At 61.1% G+C, this 21454-nt stretch carries 16 protein-coding genes, 1 tRNA gene and 2 rRNA genes; 16 read left to right on the top strand and 3 right to left on the bottom strand.

Features of this window, described 5'->3' with window-relative positions:
- The 5 genes from BUC04_RS14560 to BUC04_RS14540 form a co-directional block, all read left to right on the top strand.
- Window positions 1-296, top strand: a 23S ribosomal RNA gene (locus BUC04_RS14560); the annotation flags it as partial.
- 100 nt (window positions 297-396) lie between these two features.
- A 5S ribosomal RNA gene (gene rrf / locus BUC04_RS14555) occupies window positions 397-511 on the top strand.
- Between the two features lie 17 nt (window positions 512-528).
- Window positions 529-604, top strand: a tRNA-Thr gene (locus tag BUC04_RS14550).
- Between the two features lie 191 nt (window positions 605-795).
- Complete coding sequence (locus tag BUC04_RS14545) at window positions 796-2073, top strand: competence/damage-inducible protein A (RefSeq protein WP_067665838.1); 1278 nt, start codon at window positions 796-798, stop codon at window positions 2071-2073.
- A gap of 16 nt (window positions 2074-2089) precedes the next feature.
- The gene (locus tag BUC04_RS14540; RefSeq protein ID WP_067665842.1) at window positions 2090-3493 is read left to right on the top strand and encodes a serine hydrolase domain-containing protein; all 1404 of its coding nucleotides are present in this window, start codon (window positions 2090-2092) and stop codon (window positions 3491-3493) included.
- Window positions 3494-3503: 10 nt separating this feature from the next.
- On the opposite strand, the gene BUC04_RS14535 is transcribed toward BUC04_RS14540, so the two are convergent.
- Together BUC04_RS14535 and ppc are read right to left on the bottom strand one after the other, a co-directional pair.
- A complete protein-coding gene (locus tag BUC04_RS14535) occupies window positions 3504-4040 on the bottom strand; it encodes a YceB family lipoprotein (protein WP_067665845.1) in 537 nt (178 codons plus the stop codon).
- 4 nt (window positions 4041-4044) lie between these two features.
- Window positions 4045-6681: a phosphoenolpyruvate carboxylase gene (ppc, locus tag BUC04_RS14530; RefSeq protein WP_067665848.1), complete on the bottom strand. Its 2637-nt coding sequence runs from the start codon at window positions 6679-6681 to the stop codon at window positions 4045-4047.
- 397 nt (window positions 6682-7078) lie between these two features.
- On the opposite strand from ppc, the gene argC reads away from it, so the two are divergent.
- The 5 genes from argC to argH are packed head-to-tail and all read left to right on the top strand — an operon-like array spanning window position 7079 to window position 12951.
- Entirely contained in the window at window positions 7079-8086 is a 1008-nt protein-coding gene (gene argC, locus BUC04_RS14525) for an N-acetyl-gamma-glutamyl-phosphate reductase (RefSeq protein WP_067665851.1), read from the top strand.
- The gene (argB, locus tag BUC04_RS14520) at window positions 8083-8853 is read left to right on the top strand and encodes an acetylglutamate kinase (protein ID WP_067665854.1); all 771 of its coding nucleotides are present in this window, start codon (window positions 8083-8085) and stop codon (window positions 8851-8853) included. Before argC ends, argB begins: the two co-directional genes overlap by 4 nt.
- Window positions 8854-8863: 10 nt before the next feature.
- Entirely contained in the window at window positions 8864-9769 is a 906-nt protein-coding gene (locus tag BUC04_RS14515; RefSeq protein WP_067665857.1) for an ornithine carbamoyltransferase, read from the top strand.
- A gap of 33 nt (window positions 9770-9802) precedes the next feature.
- The gene (locus BUC04_RS14510) at window positions 9803-11020 is read left to right on the top strand and encodes an argininosuccinate synthase (protein WP_067665860.1); all 1218 of its coding nucleotides are present in this window, start codon (window positions 9803-9805) and stop codon (window positions 11018-11020) included.
- Window positions 11021-11025: 5 nt separating this feature from the next.
- Entirely contained in the window at window positions 11026-12951 is a 1926-nt protein-coding gene (gene argH, locus BUC04_RS14505) for an argininosuccinate lyase (protein WP_067665863.1), read from the top strand.
- Window positions 12952-13189: 238 nt separating this feature from the next.
- On the opposite strand, the gene BUC04_RS14500 is transcribed toward argH, so the two are convergent.
- Window positions 13190-15778 (bottom strand): penicillin-binding protein 1A, encoded by a 2589-nt coding sequence (locus BUC04_RS14500; RefSeq protein ID WP_067665865.1) that lies wholly within the window; start codon window positions 15776-15778, stop codon window positions 13190-13192.
- Between the two features lie 172 nt (window positions 15779-15950).
- Between BUC04_RS14500 and BUC04_RS14495 the strand changes: the two genes are divergently transcribed.
- The 6 genes from BUC04_RS14495 to aroK all read left to right on the top strand — a co-directional run bounded on the left by BUC04_RS14495 (window position 15951) and on the right by aroK (window position 21436).
- The gene (locus tag BUC04_RS14495) at window positions 15951-17027 is read left to right on the top strand and encodes a pilus assembly protein PilM (RefSeq protein WP_067665909.1); all 1077 of its coding nucleotides are present in this window, start codon (window positions 15951-15953) and stop codon (window positions 17025-17027) included.
- Entirely contained in the window at window positions 17015-17620 is a 606-nt protein-coding gene (locus BUC04_RS14490; RefSeq protein WP_067665868.1) for a PilN domain-containing protein, read from the top strand. The genes BUC04_RS14495 and BUC04_RS14490 overlap by 13 nt, the downstream gene beginning before the upstream one ends.
- Window positions 17610-18200, top strand: coding sequence for a type IV pilus inner membrane component PilO (locus BUC04_RS14485; RefSeq protein WP_067665870.1), 591 nt, complete (start codon window positions 17610-17612; stop codon window positions 18198-18200). Before BUC04_RS14490 ends, BUC04_RS14485 begins: the two co-directional genes overlap by 11 nt.
- Complete coding sequence (locus BUC04_RS14480; protein WP_073325937.1) at window positions 18197-18703, top strand: pilus assembly protein PilP; 507 nt, start codon at window positions 18197-18199, stop codon at window positions 18701-18703. The genes BUC04_RS14485 and BUC04_RS14480 overlap by 4 nt, the downstream gene beginning before the upstream one ends.
- A gap of 59 nt (window positions 18704-18762) precedes the next feature.
- Window positions 18763-20757, top strand: coding sequence for a type IV pilus secretin PilQ (locus BUC04_RS14475; RefSeq protein WP_234977419.1), 1995 nt, complete (start codon window positions 18763-18765; stop codon window positions 20755-20757).
- A 163-nt stretch (window positions 20758-20920) separates the two neighbouring features.
- Complete coding sequence (gene aroK / locus BUC04_RS14470; RefSeq protein WP_067665879.1) at window positions 20921-21436, top strand: shikimate kinase AroK; 516 nt, start codon at window positions 20921-20923, stop codon at window positions 21434-21436.
- Window positions 21437-21454: the final 18 nt, after the last annotated feature.

The following is a 21454-nucleotide window of genomic DNA, read 5'->3' as shown; positions in this document are numbered from 1 at the left end:
TCCCTATCTGCCGTGGGCGTTTGAGAATTGAGAGGGGCTGCTCCTAGTACGAGAGGACCGGAGTGGACGAACCTCTGGTGTTCCGGTTGTCACGCCAGTGGCACTGCCGGGTAGCTAAGTTCGGAATCGATAACCGCTGAAAGCATCTAAGCGGGAAGCGAGCCTCAAGATGAGTTCTCACTTGGACTTTAAGTCTCCTGAAGGGCCGTGGAAGACTACCACGTTGATAGGCAGGGTGTGTAAGCGTTGTGAGGCGTTGAGCTAACCTGTACTAATGACCCGTGAGGCTTAACCATACAACACCCAAGTGGTTTTGTTTGCTGGATATCCAGCACTTGTAAGAATTAAGAGAAAGACGTTCGCAAGAGCGCAGCTTATCTAGATTGACGTTTTTTGTCTGGTGACAATAGCGTTGTGGTCCCACCTGATCCCATGCCGAACTCAGAAGTGAAACGCAACCGCGCCGATGGTAGTGTGGGAGTTCCCATGTGAGAGTAGGTCATCGCCAGACGCTTATTTTGAGACATTGCTGATATAGCTCAGTTGGTAGAGCGCACCCTTGGTAAGGGTGAGGTCCCCAGTTCGACTCTGGGTATTAGCACCATCTTCGAAGAACCCGGCCTTTGGCCGGGTTTTTTCGTTTTCGGCCTAAGCAAATTCCCTTGCCCCGCGCTTAGCCGACGCCTCTCTTCTCCTAACGACTTCCTTTGGCTTAGCCTGAATCCACTATCGCTATGGTCTGGCGCCTACCCTGTCCCGTAGACTGGTATCAATTCAATGCGATGGGACAGCAAGATGCACTTTGAGATGATCTGCACCGGGGAAGAGGTGCTTTCCGGGCAAATTGTGGATACCAATGCCGCCTGGGTGGCGCAGCGCCTGCTCAGCCACGGCGTCGAGATGCACTCCCGCGTCACCCTGGGGGATCGGATGGCCGATCTGGTAGGTGCCTTTCGTCAGGCCGCCGGCCGGGCCCAGGTGGTGCTGGTGAACGGCGGGCTCGGCCCCACCGAGGATGACCTCAGCACCGAAGCCATGGCTCAGGCCATGGGGGTTGAGCTCGAGCTGCACCAGGGCTGGCTTGAGACCATGACTGCTTTCTTTGAACGTCGGGGTCGGCCAATGGCGGCGGTCAATCGCAAGCAGGCGCTGCTGCCGGCTGGCGCGGTGATGATCGACAACCCAGTAGGCACCGCCTGCGGTTTTCGGGTGCAGTGGCAGGGTACCTGGTTTGTGTTTACTCCAGGGGTTCCCCATGAACTCAAGAAGATGGTGAATGACGAGATCCTGCCCTGGCTGATGACCGACTTTGGCGTTCATGCCGGTATGCCGCTGCACCGGATCCTGACCATTGGCCAGGGCGAATCCCATCTTGCCGCCCAGTTGGAGGAGCTTGAGTTGCCCGATGGACTGGATCTGGGCTATCGCGCCTCACTGCCCTATATCGAACTGAAACTGATGCAGCGCCGTCCGGTGGCCGAAGCGGCTTTAGACAAAACGGTAGCAACCATTCACCAGCGCATCGGTGATGCCTGGGTCGGTGACAACGTGGTGAGTGTGGCGGAAGCCGTCCACCAGTTGATGCTGCAACGCCAGCTTAGCCTGGTCACCGCCGAGTCTTGTACCGGTGGCATGGTGGCCAGCCAGCTGGTGGACTTTGCTGGCAGCTCTGGCTATCTGCAGGGGGGCTGGGTCACCTACAGTAACCAGGCCAAACAGCAGGAGTTGGGGGTTGCCACTGAGGTACTGGAGCAACACGGCGCGGTATCATTGCAGACCGCCCAGGCGATGGCGCAGGGCGCCCGTAGCAAGCTGGGCTCGGACCTGGCCATCAGTATCACCGGTGTTGCTGGCCCAGATGGCGGCTCGGAGGAGAAGCCGGTGGGCACCGTGGCCTTTGCCTTGGCCCATGCCAGTGGCTGTGACACTCAACTACTCAACCTGGGCTTCCGTCAGCGCAACCAGATACGGGTACTGGCCACCACGGTGGCATTGGATATGGTACGGCGCCATCTATTGGGGCTGTCGCCAATTGCAGAGTACGGCTACCTGCGTCGAGTCGCCACCCTATAACCAGAGGAAATCAGGGATGAAACGTCAGGATATCGCCAGGATGGCGACCTTAGCCGTGGCACTCTTTGCTGCAGCACCCCAGGCCGGCTACGACTACTTTGAGGCAAACCGTCGCCAGATACAGCATGGTGTGCAGGCGGTGTTGATGTGCAATGGCCTCTTTACCTCCCAGCGCACCCTGGAGCAGGTGTTCGCCCAGGAGCTGGTCTACCTCAAGCAACCGGTGGGTACGGTGGCGGGGGGTGACTACCACATCGACCGCCAACAGCAGTGGGTGCGAGTGGGTCAGTATCCCGGCGCGCGGGCGGTGTTTCGCCCGGGCATCGGCTGCGTGGTGATGGGCCCGGAGCAGGGCGTGGATGAGATAGGGCTGTTGCCCCAGCGGCCAGCGCTGCCGACGGCTGCGCCGGATCTGGCCTGGCCGATGGGAGATAAGACCGAAGCGGTCACTCCCTACTGGGACGAGGCCGCGCTGCAGGCGGCGTCCGATTGGGCCTTTGATCGGCCAACTCCGGAGCAAGACACGCTGAGCCTGCTGGTGCTGCATCGAGGGCAGATCGTTCACGAGCGCTACGCCGAGGGTGTTGATGCCGCCACCCGCACCCGTACCTGGTCCACCGCCAAAAGCATCGCCTCTACCCTGATTGGCATGCTGGTGGATGAACAGCGACTGAGTCTCGATGGCCCCCTCTCTCTGGACTGGCTGCCCCAAGCCAGCAATCCACAGACGGATCCCCGCAACGGCATCACCCTGCGCCATCTGCTCAATATGACCAGTGGACTCTATCCGGTGGACAGCCACGGCATGGAGTACGCCACGGGTTCAGGTTTGTCCTACTGGGCTGGAGCCAGCTCGCACGAGGGAGCCCGCCGTCGTGGCCTGGTGCGGGCACCTGGTAGCGTCTGGGATTATGAGAACTACGATACCCTGTTGGCGGTGGCTGCAATGAAGCAGGAGCTGGGTGAGGATTATCTTAGCTTTCCCACCGACCGCTTGCTGGCCCCACTGGGGATGCGCAGTACCCTGCTCAGTACCGATCGCTTCGGTGACTTCGTGCTGAGCAGTCAGGTCTACACCAATGCCCGGGACCTGGCCCGGTTCGGTCTGCTCTATCAGCAAAACGGGGTATGGCAGGGGCAGCGCTTGCTGTCAGAGGCGTGGATCGAGTTCGTGCGAACCCCGGCACCGGCCAGTGCAGAGCGTCAGTCGGATTACGGTGGCCACTGGTGGCTGGTACCCAGTGATCGCGATGATGTACCCCAGGATGCCTACGCCACCGCAGGCAACCGCGGTCAGTTCGTGATTGTGGTGCCTTCCCACGAGCTGGTGATTGTCCGTCGCGGCTTGGATTACGGCGAGCAGGGGTTCGATCGCTGGGATCTCACCCGGGAGGTGATCAAGGCGTTTGCGCAGGAGTAAGACTTAGCACTCAGGGTTGCAGCACAAAGGTGAGCTTACCGGGCTTAACCTGGATCTCCTTGCCAAACTGACGCAGCAGATCCTGTTGCCAGCCCTTGTCATCCAGGGTGTAGATCGGCTGATTCTGTAGGAATAGGCTGATGAACTGCATCGCCTCACGGCTAAAGGGGATCAACACCTGCTCGATCTCCTTTGGCGTCGCCCGGACTTCATCCAACTCAAGGTGTTTCAGGTAGATGCTGTGATCGTCCGGGTTGTACCAGGGGGTGGCAGAGAAGGTCAGGTCCAGGTTGGCCCGAAGTGGGAAGATGGGGGTGGTGAGGGCCATCTCGGAGCGCGCCGAGATCGCCACCTTGTCCGGTTGCTGACCTATGGTCACCTGCATATCAGACAACACCATCTTGGCCCCCAGGGGGCCTTCACGGCTTTGGTGTTCCTGCTTAAGTTGGCGGTTCAGGTAGCCTTCCAGTTCCGATTCTGTCACCGAGTAACTGGCGGCACAGCCGCCCAGTAGCCCAACAAGAATCGCCCAAACCGCCAGTCTCATACTGTTACCCCGTGTTACGCAGACCCGCCGCGATCCCCGCAATGGTGATCATCAATGCCTGCTGCAGATCGTCGTTGCTGGTGCCGCGGCAGCGACGCAACAGCTCGGCCTGCAGGAAGTTTAGCGGGTCGATGTAGGGATGACGCAGTGCCACCGACTCTTTGCTCCAGGGGGTCAGATCCATCAGGCTCTGCTCCTGGGTCAGGTCGAGCACACAATCGATGCCGGTCTGCAGGCGCTGGCGCAGGGCGGCCCCCAGGTGATGCAGGTTGTCTGGGACCAGGATCTGCTCGTAGTAACGAGCCAGGTTGGGCTCGGACTTGGCGTACACCATCTCCAGCATCGACAGGCGGGTGCGGAACACTGGCCACTGCTGGAACATCTCCTGCAACAGGGCCCGATGACCATCTTCCACCGCCTTCTGCAGGGCCTCACCGGCGCCCAGCCAGGCGGGCAGCATCAGTCGATTCTGGGTCCAGGCGAAGATCCAGGGGATGGCGCGCAGGGATTCCACCCCACCGTCGGCACGGCGCTTGGCCGGACGGCTGCCCAGCGGCAGTGCCGCCAGTTCCTGCTCCGGGGTGGCGGCACGGAAGTAGGGGACAAAATCTTCATCGTGCCAGACGATCTCGCGGTAGGCCTCCACCGAATTGGCGGCAATCTCATCCATCATCGCCCGCCACTCCTGCTTGGGTGCCGGCGGCGGCAGCAAGGTTGCCTCCAGTACAGCGGAGGTGTAGAGCGCCAAGCTCTGTACCGCCACCTGGGGCACACCAAACTTGAAGCGGATCATCTCACCTTGCTCGGTCACGCGCAGGCGGCTGTCGACCGAACCCGGGGGCTGAGACAGGATCGCCTCGTGGGCCGGGCCGCCACCGCGGCCCATGGAGCCGCCACGGCCGTGGAACAGGGTCAGGGCTACGTCTGCTTCCTGACAGACGGTAACCAGGTCTTCCTGGGCACGGTACTGGGCCCAGGAGGCAGCCATCACCCCGGCGTCCTTGGCGGAGTCGGAGTAGCCGATCATCACCTGCTGGCGACCTCGGCAGTAACCCAGGTACCAGTCGATGGCGAACAGCGCGCGCATCGCATCGGCGGCGTTCTCCAGATCACTGAGGGTCTCGAACAGCGGCACGATGGGCAGGGCGAAGGGGCAGTCGCACTCCTTCAGCAGCAGGGCTACCGCCAGCACATCGGACGGTGCGGCCGCCATGGAGATCACGTAGGAGCCCAGGGCCTCCTGGCCCTGGTCGGCAATCATCCGGCAGGTGTCCAGTACCTCCTGAGTCTCGGCGGAGGCCTGCCACTGGTGTGGCAACAGCGGTCGGCGGCTGCTCAGCTCACGCAACAGGAAGGATTGCTTCTCCTCCTCGTTCCAGTGGTTGTAATCCCCCAGCCCCAGGTAGCGGGTGAGCTCGGCGATGGCATCGGCATGGCGATCGGAGCTTTGGCGGATATCCACCCGCACCAGGGTACAGCCGAAGCAGTGCACCCGACGCAGGGTATCCAGCAGCTGACCGTTGGCGATCAGGTGCATGCCGCTCTCCATCAGGTTGTCGTAGAGCAGCTCCAGCGGCGCCAGCAGATCCGTCTTTTGCCAGATCAGCTGGTCGCGCGGGGTCTCCGGATGGTGTCCGTCCAGGCGCTCTATCAGATAGCTACGGGTAGCGTTGAGCTTGCAGCTGAGCTGACGCAGCAGTACCCGGTAGGGCTCCCGCGCATCGCCCACCTGCTCACGCAACGAATCGCTGCAGCGGTTCATCGACAGCTCGCTGGTGAGGCGCTGGATATCTTCGATATAGAGGCGGGTCGCGGTCAGGCGGTTGCGCAGCAGCACCTCCTGGCTGACGGTGGCGGTGACGTTCGGATTGCCGTCACGGTCACCCCCCATCCAGCTGGAGAATTTGACCGGCGCTACGTGGGGTGGCAGCAGTTGACCTGTGTGCTCCTGTACCTGCTCCGACAGCTGACGCAGGAACTCCGGGATGGCGTGCCAGAGGCTGGCTTCCACCGTGGCCATGCCCCACTTGGCCTCGTCCACCGGGGTCGGGCGCTCACGACGGATCTCGTTGGTGTGCCAGATCTGGGAGACCAGCTGGCGCATGCGCAGCTGGTTACGCTTGATCTCACGCTGGGACAGCTGCGGGTTTTCCCGCTCACTGAGGCAGTCGATCAGGTTGGCGTATTTGTTGATAAGAGTGCGACGGGTGATCTCGGTGGGGTGAGCGGTGAGCACCAGATCGATCTCCAGCTTCTCCAGCTCCGCCTGCAGCTGCTCGGGCTCGAGCTTGGCCTTGCCCTGCAGCAGTCGGGACAGCAGCTGTTCTACCGGATCGGGCACACACACCAGTTCGTCGCAGTCGCGGGAGATAGAGTGGAACTGCTCGGCGATGTTGGCCAGGTTCAGAAACTGGTTGAAGCTGCTGGCGAAGGGCACCAGCTCTTCGTCCGGCAGCTCTGCCAGCATCGCCAGCATCTGGCCCCGGGCTTCGTCGTCGCCGTTGCGGGAGGCCTTGGAGAGCTTGCGCACCGCTTCGATGCGGTTGAGGAACTCCTCTCCCAGCTCGCCATTGATCGTTTCACCGAGGATCGTCCCCAGCAGGTGGACATTGGCCTTTAGCGGCGCGTACATGTCTGCCATCACTCTGTCTCCCTGAATTACTTAACCTATTGATCCTGAAGTTCATCCCCCCAGCGGTCAAGGGGCGATGAATCAAATCTCGGTGTCCGTACAGTGATTTTGGTGTCATTTTACTACACTGCCGAATGGGTTACTTAAGCGGAACCAGCGGTCAACAGCAAGGAAAAAATACTTATGCATAGGGGTTGCATAAATGGTCAATGGTGTTATCTTGACCTCAACCCAAGAGTAAGCCACGGATGTTTTGGTGATGACACAGCAACACCCCCTCTCGCTGCTGCGACGACGATAACCCCCCTCCAGGCCGGATCCCGGCCGCACCTTTCGGTGCCTTTTCGCTTTACCCATTTATCCAGATAAGCACAATCCTGACACGACGCAGGGCAAGGAGCAGACCATGATTCAGGTCGCGGTTATCGGTGGCTCGGGCTACACCGGCGCAGTCTTGGCAAAACTGATTGCCTCTCACCCACAACTTAGCCTCAGCGGCCTCTATGTCTCTGAGGCCAGCCAGGACCAGGGCAAGCCCCTTTCCAGCCTTTACCCTGAGCTGCTGGGGCTGGTGGACCTGGCGCTGACGCCGCTGACGGAGGGCAACCTCCAGGCCATTGGTCAGCAGGCCCAGGCGGTGTGCCTGGCTACCGAGCATCAGATCAGCGCGGAGCTGGCACCACAGCTGCTGGCCCAGGGCCTGGTGGTGTTTGATCTGTCCGGCGGCCACCGCTTTGAGGATGCCGAAGTCTACCCCCAATTCTACGGTTTTGAGCACCCCCAGCCCGCCTTGCTGAACGAGGCGGTCTACGGCCTGGCGGAATGGGCACCGGAGGCAATTGCCCAGGCGCAACTGGTGGCGGTCCCGGGTTGTTACCCCACCGCCTCCTTGTTGGCCCTCAAGCCACTGGCCCAGGCGGGGCTCATAGCCAACGGCAGCTTGCCGGTGATCAATGCTGTCAGTGGCGTCTCCGGCGCCGGTCGCAAGGCCTCGCAAACCACCAGCTTCTGCAATGTAAGCCTGACGCCCTACGGCGTGCTGGGCCATCGTCACCAGCCGGAGATCGAAACCCAGCTGGGCCATGACGTGGTCTTCACCCCGCACCTGGGGGCGTTCAAGCGCGGGATCCTGGCCACCATCACCGTGGCTCTGGCCGATGGGGTCAATGATCAGGACCTGGCTGAGGCGTATGGCCAGTACGAAGGCAGCGACAAGGTTCAGCTGCTGCCGGCGGGCCAGTGGCCGAAGGTGGATGACGTTGCCGGCACAGATCGCTGCCTGCTGGCCTGGAAGCGGGATGAACAGCGCCAGATCCTGGTGGTGGCCAGTGCCATCGACAACCTGATGAAGGGCGCGGCCAGTCAAGCGCTGCAATGCATACTTATTCGTTTTAATCTCGGGGGTGCGCAATGAAGACCATGGTGATCAAGGTGGGTGGAGCCCTATTGGCATGCGAGCAGGGCATTGAGCGCCTGTTCGACACCCTGTTGGGACTGAAGCAGGGCGGTTGGCAGCTGGTGCTGGTACACGGCGGTGGTGTGGTGGTTGAGCAACAACTGTCGGCCAATGGCTTTGTCTCTGAGAAGCTTGATGGTTTGCGGATCACCCCCGCGGCTCAGATCCCAGTGGTGGCCGGTGCCCTGGCCGGTACCGCCAACACCGCCCTGGTGGCGGCTGCGGCCAAGGCCGGCCTGGTGCCGGTGGGGTTGTCCCTTGCGGATGGCGAGATGGTTAAAGCGCAGGTCTTGAACGAATCACTGGGCTGCGTTGGTGAGGTGGTAGCGAAGGACGCTACCTTGCCCAAAACCCTGTTGCAGGCCGGTATGCTGCCGATCATCAGCTCCATCGCGGTGGATGAGTGTGGTCAGCTGCTCAATGTGAATGCAGACCAGGCGGCCACCGTGATTTGTCAGCTGCTGGGTGCCGAGCTGACCCTGCTTTCCGATGTCTCCGGGGTACTGGACGGTAAGGGCGAGCTGATCCCCCAGCTGGATCAGGCTGAGTGTGACAAGCAGGTTGCCCTGGGGGTTATCGAGGGCGGCATGAAGGTCAAAGTTGAAGCTGCCCTGGCCGCCGCCAAGACCATCAATAACAGCGTGCGTATCGCCAGCTGGCGCTACCCGGAACAATTGGCCGCGTTGCTGGATGGCCAGCCCGTCGGCACGGCAGTACAACCTTAAGGATCCGGTTATGAAACACCTACTGACACTGAAGGACCTGAGCCAGGATGAGATCCTCGCCATCATCGATCTGGCCATCAACCTGAAACAGGATTACACCCCCTATCAGGATGCGCTGAAAGGCCAGTCCGTCGTGACCCTGTTTGAAAAGCCCAGCCTGAGAACCCGGGTGAGCTTCGACATTGGCATCAATAAGCTCGGGGGCCATGCGGTCTACCTGGACCAGCAAAACGGTGCCCTGGGTCAGCGCGAGTCGGTCAAAGATTTTGCCCTGAATCTGTCGCGCTGGTGCGATGCCATCGTTGCCCGGGTGTTCGATCACAACACCCTGGTGGAGCTGAAGACCCACGCCAGCGTCCCGGTGGTTAATTCATTGTGCGATCTCTACCACCCCTGCCAGGCCTTGGCGGATTTCGTCACCTTGAAGGAGCACTGTGGCGATCTTAGCCAGGTTACCCTGGGCTACGTCGGTGACGGCAACAACGTCACCCACTCGCTGATGTTCGCCGCTGCCAAGCTCGGTGCCAAGATGGTGGTGGTGTGCCCGCCGGGCCACTTCCCAGATGGCAACATGGTGCTGGAGGCGAAGCAGATCGCCGCCGAACATGGCGGTGAGCTGGTGCTGTCCAGTGATGTCGCTGCCTTGGAGGGTTGCGATGCCCTCTACGCTGACACCTGGATCTCCATGGGCGACGATACTCCGCTGTCCGCCATCCAGGCCAAGTTCCAGGCCTACCAAATCAATGCCCAGCTGCTGGCCAGCAGTGGTGCCAAGTACGTGTTGCATTGCCAGCCCGCTCACCGTGAGGTGGAGATCACCTCTGAAGTGATGGATGGTCCGGGATCCCTGATCCTCGACCAGGCGGAGAACCGCATGCACGCCCAGAATGCCGTCCTGCTGAAGCTGCTGGCTTAAGCCTTTTCGACAAATTTTATAAGGAAAACAAGAATGTCTAAGATCAACAAAGTGGTATTGGCTTACTCCGGCGGCCTGGATACATCCGCCATCATCCCCTGGCTCAAGGAGCAGCACGACTGCGAGGTGATCGCCTTTGTTGCCGATGTGGGTCAGGATCCGGAGGAGCTGGTGGGCGTGGAAGAGAAGGCCCTAGCCTCCGGTGCGTCCAGCTGCCACGTGGTGGATCTGAAGGAGGCCTTTGTTGCCGATTACGTCAACCCGATCCTCAAGACCGGTGCCATCTACGAAGGCACCTACCTGCTGGGCACCTCCATGGCCCGTCCCATCATCGCCAAGGCCCAGGTGGAGCTGGCGCTAAAACTGGGTGCCGATGCGGTCTCCCACGGCTGCACCGGCAAGGGCAACGACCAGGTTCGGTTCGAGTCTACTTACGCCGCTCTGGCGCCCCAGCTTGAGGTGATCGCCCCCTGGCGGGAGTGGACCATGAAGTCCCGCACCGATCTGCTCAACTACCTGGCCAGTAAGAACATCCCCACCACCGCCAGCGCCGAGAAGATCTACAGCCGGGACGCCAACGCCTGGCACATCTCCCATGAGGGCGGTGAGCTGGAAGACCCGTACTGCGAGCCCAGCGATCAGGTTTGGACCTGGACCGTGTCGCCGGAGCAGGCCCCGGATGAGGCCCAGTACGTCACCCTGAGCTTCGAGCAGGGCGTGTTGAAGGCGGTGGATGGCGAGACCATGACCCCGTACAACGCCCTGAGCTACCTCAACGACGTTGCCGCCAAGCATGGCGTGGGTCGTATCGACATCGTTGAGAACCGGCTGGTGGGAATGAAGTCCCGCGGCTGCTACGAAACCCCCGGCGGTACCGTACTCAATGCCGCGCTGCGTGGCCTGGAGACCATGGTGCTGGATAAGGCCTCGTTCAAGTTCCGCGAGCAGGTGGCGCTGGAGTTCTCCCATGTGATCTACGATGGACGTTGGTTCACCCCGCTGTCCGACGCCCTGCTAGCGGCGGCGGAGAGCCTGGCTCAGGTAGTGACCGGCGAGATCGTGGTCAAGCTGTACAAGGGTCACGCCACCGTGGTGAAGCGCAAGAGCCCCAACAGCCTCTACTCGGAAGCCTTCTCCACCTTCGAGGAGGACGAGGTCTACAACCAGAAGCACGCTGAGGGCTTTATCCGTCTGTTCAGCTTGTCGAGCCGGATTGCGGCGATGCATCAAGCCGACGGCAATAAGGAGTAAGGGTTATGGCATTGTGGGGCGGTCGGTTTAGCGGCGCCGCGGACAGTCGCTTTAAGTTGTTCAACGACTCCTTGCCGGTGGACTACCGTCTGGTGCAGCAGGACATCACCGGCTCGATTGCCTGGGCCGGTGCGCTCAAGCAGGTCGGGGTACTCGATGAGCTGGAACATGGCAGCCTGGTGCTGGCTCTGCATGAGCTGTCGGAGCAGGTGTGCGATGAGCAGATCCTGCTGTCCGGCGCCGAGGACATCCACAGCTTCGTGGAGTCAGCGCTGATCGACAAGGTCGGCGATCTGGGCAAGAAGCTGCACACCGGGCGTTCCCGTAACGACCAGGTGGCCACCGATCTCAAGCTCTGGTGCAAGGAGCAGGGCGAGGTGATGATCGAGGCGCTGGTGAAGGTGCAGCAGCAGCTGCTGGAGCTGGCCCAGCGTGAAGCCCATACCGTGCTGCCCGGCTACACCCACCTGCAACGGGCCCAACCTATCACCTTTGGCCACTGGGCCATGGCCTACGTCGAGATGATGGAGCGGGATCTGCTGCGGGTACGGGATGCGCTGACCCGGCTGGACACCTGCCCGCTGGGCAGTGGTGCCCTGGCCGGCACTGCTTACCCGATGGACCGTCAGGCCCTGGCCCAGGCCCTGGGCTTCCGCCAGGCCAGCAATAACAGCCTGGACTCGGTGTCGGATCGGGACCACGTGGTGGAGCTGTGCTCCACCGCTGCCATCTCGATGATGCACCTGTCCCGGATGGCAGAGGATCTGATCTTCTACAACTCCGGCGAAGCGGGCTTTATCGAGCTGTCCGATGCGGTCACCTCCGGCTCCTCGTTGATGCCGCAGAAGAAAAACCCCGATGCGCTGGAGCTGATCCGGGGCAAGACCGGTCGGGTTTACGGTGCGCTGACCGGGATCTTGACCACCATGAAGGCCCTGCCGATGGCCTACAACAAGGACATGCAGGAGGACAAGGAGGGTCTGTTCGACGCGGTCGATACCTGGCTGCTCTGCCTGGACATGACCGCACTGGTGCTGGAAGGGGTGCAGGTCAACAAGCAGCGCACCCTGGCAGCGGCGCAGCAGGGCTACGCCAATGCCACTGAGCTGGCGGATTACCTGGTAGCCAAGGGCATGCCGTTCCGTGAAGCGCACCACGTAGTGGGCGAGGTGGTACTGGCAGCGATTGAGGCGGGTCAGGCTCTGGAGGACTTTACCCTGCCGCAGTTGCAGGCGTTCTCCGATGCCATCGAGTCCGATGTCTACCAGCATTTGACCATTGACGCCTGCCTGGCCAAGCGGGTTGCCAAGGGTGGCACCTCGCTGGAGCAGATCGAGCGGGCACTGGGCCAGCAGAAGAGCGCCCCGACCCGCGAGGTGGCGGATCAGGACATCGTCGGCGGTACCGCACCGAGCCAGGTGCGACACGCCCTGGATGTGTCGCAGCAGCGACTCAATGCGCACAAGGCGGAGCTGCTGTCGGTTCGCGCCGCGCGCCTGACCGATGTCGAGTCGATCCACCAGATCAACAACTACTGGGCTGAGCAGGGTGATACCCTGCCGCGCAGCCGCGACGAGATCCTGCAGGATGTGCTCGACTTCTCCGTGGCGGAGCAGGAGGGCAAGGTGGTGGGCTGTGCCTCGCTCTACATCTACGAGACCGGTCTGGCAGAGATGCGCAGCGTCGGCATCGATCCGCAGCACCATGGTCAAGGTCAGGGTAAGGCCCTGGTGGACTACATGCTGCAGCGGGGCCGAGAGCTGGAGTTGGAGCGGGTCATCGTACTGACCCGGGTACCGGGCTTCTTCGGCAAGATGGGCTTCCAGCCAATCGAGAAGGCGACCCTGCCGGAGAAGGTGATGAAGGATTGCGAGCTGTGTCCCCGCAAGCACGCCTGCGACGAAGAGGCGATGGAATACAGTTTCGCCTAAGGCTCGAAGCAAAGAAAAACGCCGCGATGAGTATCGCGGCGTTTTTTTGTGGCTCAAAGACCTGGGTGCCAGGGCGGGCTTCGCCCTGCTAGGAGCTAGGAGCTAGGAGCTAGGTGCTGGGTGCTAGGTGCTGGGTGCTGGGTGCTAGGTATGGGCCTAGCGCTATCGCTCATCACCAAGCCTGCTCTTGCTAGCACCTGCTCTCCCTAGAACCTGCTCTCCCTAGAGCCTGTTCTCGCTAGAACAGCTCCTCGGACAGCTCCTCTTCGAACACGTTGCTCTCCTCCGGTGTGGTCTCGGCAATCTCGGTGGGCGCGGTGCCATCGATAAAGTACTCGAACATCGAGCTGGAGTCGCTCTTGGTGGAGAGCTTGCCAGACTCCCGGTCAATGCGGGCGGTGACGATCCCCTCCGGCACGCCGTAACGCTCCTCCTTCACCCCATCCAGTACCAGCTGCATAAACTGGTTCCAGGCCGGGCCGGCGGTTTTAGCACCGGATTCACCGGCGGTGATCTGGTCCTGCGGACCGTAGGCGTTCCAGCTGGTGCGACCCAGCTGGCGACCGTGATCGTCAAAGCCCACCCAGGCACTGGCAACCAGCCCCGGGGCGTAGCCGGAGAACCAGGTATCCCGGGCCTCGTTGGTGGTCCCGGTCTTACCACCGATATCACGACGCTTGAGCAGGCGCGCGGCGCGCCAGGCGGTACCGTTCCAGCCGGTACCTTCGCTCCAGTTGCCGCCACCCCAGATCACCGACTGCATGGTCTGGTGGATCAGGAAGGCGTTCTGCTCGCTGATCACCCGCGGCGCCAACAGCTCCGCCGGCCAGGGGCACTGGTTGGCCAGGGCCGGTTCGGCGTCTTCCGGTGCTGCTTGCTCAAGTGCCAGTTCGCACTCGGCGCAGGCGATCTTCGGAGTGTGCTGGTACAGCACCTTGGCGTTGTGGTCTTCGATCCGTTCGATGAAGTAGGGATCCACCAGGAAGCCGCCGTTGGCGAACACCGCAAAGCCGCGGGCGTTCTCCATCGGCGTGGCGGAGGCGGAGCCCAGCGACACCGACTCGTTGCGGGGCAGATCGCTGCGATCGAAACCAAAGCGCACCGCGTGATCGATAAAGTTGTCGACGCCGATCTCCCGCACCGCCCTCACTGCCATCACGTTGACCGACTGGGCCAGGCCCTGTCGCACTCGGGTGGGGCCGGTGTAGACGTCCGGCGAGTTGCGTGGACGCCAGGCGGTGCCCTGGCTGCGATCCCACTGGTTGATGGGGGCGTTATTGATCAGGGTCGCCAGGGTGTAGCCCTGCTCCAATGCGGCGGAGTAGAGGAACGGCTTGATGTTGGAGCCCAGCTGACGCTTGGCCTGGGTGACCCGGTTGTACTGGCTCTGACCAAAATCGTAGCCGCCGACCAAGGCCTCGATGGCACCTGTGGTGGGGTTCAGGGCGACAAAGGCGCTGGATACCTCGGGGATCTGGGTCAGCCACCAATGGCCTTCAAATTGACGGATCCAGATCTGTTCGCCCTCGGCCAACACATCCGAGGCCTGTCTGGGGGCGCTGCCCTGACGGGTGTCACTGATGTAGGCCCGGCCCCAGTTGATGCCGTTCCAGGGCAGTTCGATCTGCTCTCCCTGGGCGTTGATCACCTGGGCGGTCTTCTCCTCTACCGCGATGACCACGGCTGGGTAGATATCACGATAGCGGCGCACACTCTTGAGGTGGGCAACGATGCGCTCGTTATCCCAGGCGCCGTCAGCGTTACTTTCATCGTCGATTTGGCCGTCGGCGAGGTCAGCGGCCGCGTCACTCTTGGCGGGATCAGCTTCGGTTTCGGCCTCGGCCTCACCGCCCCACAGCACCGCTTGCGGGCCACGATAGCCGTGGCGGGTGTCGTAGGCGAACAGGTTATCCAGCAGGGCACGCTGAGCCGCGCGCTGGGTGTCGGCGCTGGCGGTGGTGTAGACATCAAAGCCACGGGTGTAGGCGTCTTCCTCGCCATAGGTGGCCACCATATGGTCGCGCACCATCTCTGCCAGGTAGGGGGCATAGAGATCGATCTCGGCACCGTGGTAGCGGGCCGTCACCGGGGCTTGTACCCCTTGCTGGTATTCGGCGGCGCTGATGTAGCCAACGTCTCGCATCCGTCCCAGCACTACGTTACGACGCATGCGGGCGCGGTCCGGGTTGCGGATCGGGTTGGCTGCGGAGGGGGATTGCGGCAGGCCGGCGATCATCGCGATCTCCGGTAGGGACAGCTCTGCCAACTCCTTGCCGTAGTAAACCTGGGCGGCGGCACCGATGCCGTAGGCCCGATTGCCCAGGAAGGAGCGGTTGAGGTAGAGCTCGAGGATCTCCTCCTTGCTGAGCAGACGCTCAATCTCTACCGCGAGGAAGATCTCTTTGATCTTCCGGATGTAGGTTTTTTCGCGGGTCAGGAAGAAGTTACGGGCCACCTGCATGGTGATGGTACTGGCGCCCTGGGCCTTGCTGCCGGTGGTAGCGACCACCACCGCGGCCCGGAGGATACCAATGGGATCGACCCCGTAGTGCTCGAAAAAGCGGGCGTCTTCGGTGGCGATGACGGCGTCGATCATGTGCTGGGGCACATCCTCGTAGCGCACCGGAATACGGCGCTTCTCACCGAACTGGGAGATCAGCTTGCCATCGGCGCTGTATACCCGCATCGGGGTCTGCAGTTGCACGGTCTTCAGTGTTTCCACGTCCGGCAGTGTCGGCGCGATCCAGGCGTACAGACCCGCGATGGTGCCCAGCCCAAGAATCATCATGATGCCGATAAAGGCAAGGAAACGCTTAACCCACTTCACTCAACTATGTTCCCGAAAAAAGTCCAATCCAAAGTGTAAGTATACCCTGCGTCGATCCTGCTCTAAAGCAAACTCGTGACTTTGTCTGAGGATTAGGGTATCTGTAAGCTGTTGTGAAAATGTTACTTATTGGAAGCGAATCCAATTTACACGCGCAGGGATGGTTTGGGCGATGCTGGCAAACTGGATAAAACCTCGTTCGACCGAGCTGGTTGGGGTCGATATTGGTACGCAAGAAATTAAGGCTGTTCTCCTATCGCAATCGCCCCACGGATACCAATTGGAAGCGATCGCCCGAATCCCACTGGAGAAAGGCGTCGTAGTCGACCGGGAAATAAAAAACAGCAGTGCTGTGGCCGAGGCGATGAAGCAGGTCAGGGCGCAACTACCCCGCAAGGCCCGCTTCGGTGCCGCCTCGGTGTCCGGCTCGACAGTGATGACCAAGGTGATCTTCATGGACGCCAACCTCTCCGACGAGGAGCTTGAGGCGCAGATCGAGATCGAAGCCGACAACCTCATCCCTTATCCCCTGGAAGACGTCAACATCGACTTTGAGCCGCTGGAGGTGAACGAGGCCACCAGCAAGGTCTCGGTGCTGCTGGCGGCCTGTCGTTCGGACAACGTTGAATCCCGGGTCGAGGCGCTGGAAGCGGCCGGTTTGGGCAGCAAGGTGGTGGACGTGGAGGGCTATGCCCTTGGTCGCAGCTTCAAGCTGCTGGCGCCGCAACTGCCCTGCGGCGGGGCTACCGAGGTGGTAGCCATGGTGGACATGGGGGCCAGCATGACCACCTTCGCCATCATCGCCGAGGGGGAAACCGCCTTTATCCGTGAACAGGCCTTCGGCGGTGAACAGTACACCCAGACCATTCAATCCTATTACGGCATGACGGGCGAAGAGGCGGAGCGCGCTAAGATCGCCGGTGAGCTGCCCCACAACTTTGCCATCGAGGTGCTGGAGCCGTTCCAGGCACAGTTCGTTCAGCAAATCCGTCGGACCATCCAGATCTTCTGCAATGCCAGCAAACACAAGCACATTGACCGCCTCATCCTCTGTGGCGGCGCGGTCCAGATCGAGGGCTTATGCGAGCGACTGTCGACGGAGCTGGAGATCCCGGTGCAACGGGCTGATCCCTTCGGCGGCGCTTTGCATGCCAGCGAGATGCTGCGGCAATCGGTCGCAGGTGATATCGGTCGCTACATGGTGGCTTGTGGCCTGGCCTTGAGGAGTTTCGAATCATGGCACATATAAACCTACTTCCCTGGCGTGAAACCCAGCGTGCCCGGCAGCGTCAGCAGTACCTGTCGATCCTGGGGGCGGTGGCCATTGGTGCCGTGGGGGTGGTCATGGCGACGCAGTTTTGGCTTGGCCAGATGCAGCAGCAACAGCAGGTTCGCAACCAGTATCTACAGGGCGAGATCCAGAAACTGGACAGCCAGATCCGCCAGATCAACAAGATCAAGCAGCAGCGGGAGACACTGCTGACTCGAATCGACGTGATAAAGGCGCTGCAGCAACAGCGGCATGTGCCGGTGCAGGTGCTCAATGAGCTGGCCCGTGTGATGGTGCCGGGCGTCTACCTGACACACATTGAGGTGCAGGGGGATGCGGTGGTGCTGGAGGGCTACTGCGAGTCCAACAACCACCTGGCCAACATGATGCGCCAGGTCAAGGCCGCCCGCTGGCTGGCGGAACCGCGTGTCCAGCAGATTGTGGCCGGCGATGAGGAGCGGGCCAGGGAGCATCACTTCCGCCTCGACGTGATCGTTCTGCCGTTGGGGGATGGCCCCAAGGTGCAGGAGGAAAGGCTGGCTCTGAACGAGGGCGAACGCGATGAATCTTAATGACATCAATGAGCTGGAGTTCGAGAACATCGGTAGCTGGCCCAAGCCGGCCAAGATAGGCTTTGCGGTGATCCTGGCCGCCTTGCTGTTTACCGCAGGCTACTTTCTGTTGATCAAGGATTCGGTGGCCCAGTTGGAGCAACTGCAGCAGAAGGAAGTGGCGCTTAAAGATGAGTTCCAACGCAAGTATCAATTGGCGGCCAACCTGCCCCGTTACCTCGAGGAACTGGCGGAGATGCAGGCGCTGTTTGACCAACTGGTGGCGATGCTGCCCACCGAACACGAGATGTCAGCGCTGCTGGACTCTGTGACCTTCCTGGCCACTGACGCCAGTCTGGACATACGCAGTCTCAACTGGTTACCGGAACAGCAGAAAGAGTTCTACATCGAGATCCCCATCGAGATGGAGCTGCAGGGGGATTACCACCATATTGGTCAGTTCTCTGCGGGTGTGGCCGGCCTGTCACGCATTGTCAGCTTGCACGACTTCTCAATCGAGAGAGGGGATGGGCCGCTGGGGATGAAGGTGGTGGCCAAGACCTACCGTTTCGCTGAGCAGACTGAGGGGGAGTCGCAATGAGGATTGCTCTTGCTTGTGTCGTGGCGCTGAGCCTGACTGGCTGCTCCGGTGGCATTAACGATCTGCGCCAGTATGTCGCCCAGGTGCAAGCCTCCAAGGTGGCCTACGAGGAGCCGGAGCCGGTGTCTATCGAGGTGACTGCGGTGCCATACCAGGTCGATCACCTGCGCAGTCCGTTTCGTCTGGAGCGGGCACACAGTCCGGATCCGCCGAGTCAGAAGAGCTGCCCGCAACCGGATACCGTGCGCAACAAAGGCGCTTTGGAAACCTTTGCCCTGGACAGCTTTGAGCTGAAAGGGGTGATGACCGAGGCAGAGCAACGCTGGGCACTGGTACGGGCGGTTGACGGCCGGGTTCACCGGTTGCGAAAGGGCGACTACCTTGGCCTGTACCATGGTCGGGTGGCAGAGATCGGCATTAATCAGCTGACGGTGACCGAATGGATTCCCGATGCCCGTGGTTGCTGGACTCAACGAGATACTTCCATCGCCATGGCGCGGTAATAACGATAACAAGGACGAAAACCATGCAAGGGATTCTGCGGCAACGGAGGCCATCAGGGATGAGTGCACGGATTGGATGGGCGGTCTGGCTGCTTCTGTGCAGCTGCTGGGTACAGGCGGAGACGCTGCAGGATGTGCGTTACCAGGGGCAGGTGGGCGGTCAGCTTGAGTTGGAATTCCAGTTCGATGGGCCCCCAGGACAGCCTCAGATCCTGCTGGCGGCAGACCCGGCTCAGCTGCGGCTGAACTTTTCCGGGGCCGATGCCGACATGGCGGTAAGCCGGATTCCCATTGGCTCTCGCGGCGTCAACGACCTGCAGGTCTTGCCCCAGGCGGATGGTCTGCAGGTGGTGATAGGGTTGCAGCGTATGCTGTCCTACCGTACCCGCATCGAGGGGGATCGCTACTACGTGATCCTCAATGACCAGAGCGAGGCCCCGGCCACTGCCGGGGAGTCAGGCCAGTCCCAGATCGAGGCGATCGACTTTCACCGTGGTGAGGCCGGTGCCGGTGAGTTGGTGGTGACCCTCAACAGCGCCCGCTCCGCCGCCAACCTGCAGCGCATTGGTGCCGATCTGGTGGTGACCCTGTACAACAGCACCTTGCCGGATGAGCTGCTCTACGTGGTGAACGTTGAGGATTTCAACACCCAGGTGGTGGCCTTTGAAACCTTCCGGGAGGCCAACAACAGCCAGGTGCGGCTGGACATGGGCGGTCAGGCGTTCGATTACGACTACCGCCAGGAGGGCAACCGCTTTGTGGTGACGGTGCAGGAGCAGCAGGCACCGGTAGACGAAGAGAAGACCTACACCGGCTCGCAGCTGTCGATGAACTTCCAGGACATTGAGGTTCGGACCGTGCTGCAGATCATCGCCGATCACAATAACTTCAACCTGGTGACCACAGATACCGTGCAGGGCAGTCTGACCCTCCACCTGGACGATGTGCCCTGGGACCAGGCACTGGACATGATCCTCAAGGTCAATGGCCTGGACAAGCGGATCGAGGGCAACATCCTGTTGGTGGCGCCGCGAGATGAGCTGGCGGCGCAGGAGAACCAGCAGTTGCGGGACCAGCAAGAGGCCAAAGAGGTGGCACCGCTGTTCTCCGAGTATGTGCAGATACATTATGCCAAGGCCAGTGACATCGCTAATCTGCTCAGCGGCGAGGCGGGTAGCCTGCTGTCTGAGCGCGGCGCCGTCTCGGTGGATGAGCGTACCAACACCCTGCTGGTGCAGGATACCGCCGAGCGACTGGAGGATGTGCACCGTTTGGTGGAGGTGCTGGATATCCCCATCAAGCAGGTGGTGATCGAGTCGCGCATGGTGACCATCCGCGACAACATCAACGAGGAGTTGGGGATCCGCTGGGGCGTGACCGATCAGCAGGGCAACAAGGGCACCTCCGGTACCCTGGAGGGGGCCAATGACATCGCCAACGGCATTGCGCCCGCCATTGTCGACCGCCTCAACGTCAACCTGCCGGTATCAGAACCGGCCGGCAGCATCGCCTTCCACGTGGCCAAGCTTAACGACGGTACCCTGCTGGATCTGGAGCTGTCGGCGCTGGAGCGGGAGAACAAGGGTGAGATCATCGCCAGTCCGCGGTTGACCACGGCCAACCAGTTCACCGCCTTTATTGAACAAGGTGTGGAGATCCCCTTCGTTCAGTCCACCTCCAGTGGTGCCACCTCGGTGGAGTTCAAGAAGGCAGTGTTGGGGCTGACGGTGAAGCCGCAGATCACCCCGGACAACCGCATCGTGCTGGATCTGACCGTGACCCAGGACACCCGGGGGGAGACGGTACAGACCGCCACCGGCCCGGCGACGGCCATCGATACCCAGCGGATCTCGACCCAGGTGCTGGCGAAGAACGGTGAGACCATCGTGCTGGGGGGGATCTTCCAGCAGCAACAGCTCAACAACGTCTCCAAGGTGCCGGTGCTGGGGGACATCCCCTGGGTTGGCTGGTTCTTCCGCAATACCAGCGACTTTGTCGAGAAGAAAGAACTCCTTATCTTCGTTACGCCCAAGGTTGTAACGGAAGAACTTTAACCCTCCAAACTTTAGAGGCGACACCCATTGTGTCGCCTCTATTGCGTTGCTGCGTCATTCCCTGAGATAATCGCTCGTCAAATTAGCGTCAAAGTGGGGATTTTTTCCGCTACCACCGCCCTGGTGGTCGCTAGCTTATTTTTTACTAACCTCGATTGTAGAAATGGCTGAGAAGAGAAATATTTTTCTGATTGGTCCGATGGGTGCCGGTAAGAGCACCATTGGACGTCATCTAGCTCAAATGCTTCACCTGGATTTTTACGACTCCGACCAAGAGATCGAAAGCCGCAGCGGGGCTGACATCAGCTGGGTTTTTGACATCGAAGGTGAAGAGGGCTTCCGCGTACGCGAAGCCCGCGTCATTAACGACCTGACCGAGAAGCAGGGGATTGTTCTGGCCACCGGTGGCGGCTCTGTGATCTCCAAAGAGGTGCGTAATCGCCTCTCTGCCCGCGGTATCGTGGTCTACCTGGAAACCACCATCGACAAGCAAGTGGCCCGCACTCAGCGCGACAAACGTCGTCCGCTGCTGCAGGTCGACGAGCCTCGCGGCGTGCTGGAGAAGCTGGCCGGTGAGCGCAACCCGCTGTACGAAGAGGTTGCCGATCTGGTGGTGCGTACCGACGACCAGAGCGCCAAGGTCGTGGCCAACGAGATCATCGAACGCCTGGGCTTCTAACCACGCCAAACGAGGGTG

The sequence above is a fragment of the Ferrimonas marina genome (assembly GCF_900129905.1).
Lineage (GTDB): Bacteria > Pseudomonadota > Gammaproteobacteria > Enterobacterales > Shewanellaceae > Ferrimonas > Ferrimonas marina.
This window is presented reverse-complemented; position numbering and strand designations above follow the sequence as displayed.

Excerpts from the sequence above, each read along its gene's own strand:
- BUC04_RS14510 (WP_067665860.1), top strand. The coding sequence starts at position 9,803 with ATGTCTAAGATCAACAAAGTGGTATTGGCTTACTCCGGCGGCCTGGAT.
- BUC04_RS14540 (WP_067665842.1), top strand. The coding sequence starts at position 2,090 with ATGAAACGTCAGGATATCGCCAGGATGGCGACCTTAGCCGTGGCACTC.
- BUC04_RS14545 (WP_067665838.1), top strand. The coding sequence starts at position 796 with ATGCACTTTGAGATGATCTGCACCGGGGAAGAGGTGCTTTCCGGGCAA.
- BUC04_RS14475 (WP_234977419.1), top strand. The coding sequence starts at position 18,763 with ATGAGTGCACGGATTGGATGGGCGGTCTGGCTGCTTCTGTGCAGCTGC.
- argB (WP_067665854.1), top strand. The coding sequence starts at position 8,083 with ATGAAGACCATGGTGATCAAGGTGGGTGGAGCCCTATTGGCATGCGAG.
- ppc (WP_067665848.1), bottom strand. The coding sequence starts at position 6,681 with ATGGCAGACATGTACGCGCCGCTAAAGGCCAATGTCCACCTGCTGGGG.
- BUC04_RS14535 (WP_067665845.1), bottom strand. The coding sequence starts at position 4,040 with ATGAGACTGGCGGTTTGGGCGATTCTTGTTGGGCTACTGGGCGGCTGT.
- BUC04_RS14480 (WP_073325937.1), top strand. The coding sequence starts at position 18,197 with ATGAGGATTGCTCTTGCTTGTGTCGTGGCGCTGAGCCTGACTGGCTGC.
- argC (WP_067665851.1), top strand. The coding sequence starts at position 7,079 with ATGATTCAGGTCGCGGTTATCGGTGGCTCGGGCTACACCGGCGCAGTC.
- BUC04_RS14495 (WP_067665909.1), top strand. The coding sequence starts at position 15,951 with ATGCTGGCAAACTGGATAAAACCTCGTTCGACCGAGCTGGTTGGGGTC.
- BUC04_RS14515 (WP_067665857.1), top strand. The coding sequence starts at position 8,864 with ATGAAACACCTACTGACACTGAAGGACCTGAGCCAGGATGAGATCCTC.
- BUC04_RS14485 (WP_067665870.1), top strand. The coding sequence starts at position 17,610 with ATGAATCTTAATGACATCAATGAGCTGGAGTTCGAGAACATCGGTAGC.
- BUC04_RS14490 (WP_067665868.1), top strand. The coding sequence starts at position 17,015 with ATGGCACATATAAACCTACTTCCCTGGCGTGAAACCCAGCGTGCCCGG.
- aroK (WP_067665879.1), top strand. The coding sequence starts at position 20,921 with ATGGCTGAGAAGAGAAATATTTTTCTGATTGGTCCGATGGGTGCCGGT.
- argH (WP_067665863.1), top strand. The coding sequence starts at position 11,026 with ATGGCATTGTGGGGCGGTCGGTTTAGCGGCGCCGCGGACAGTCGCTTT.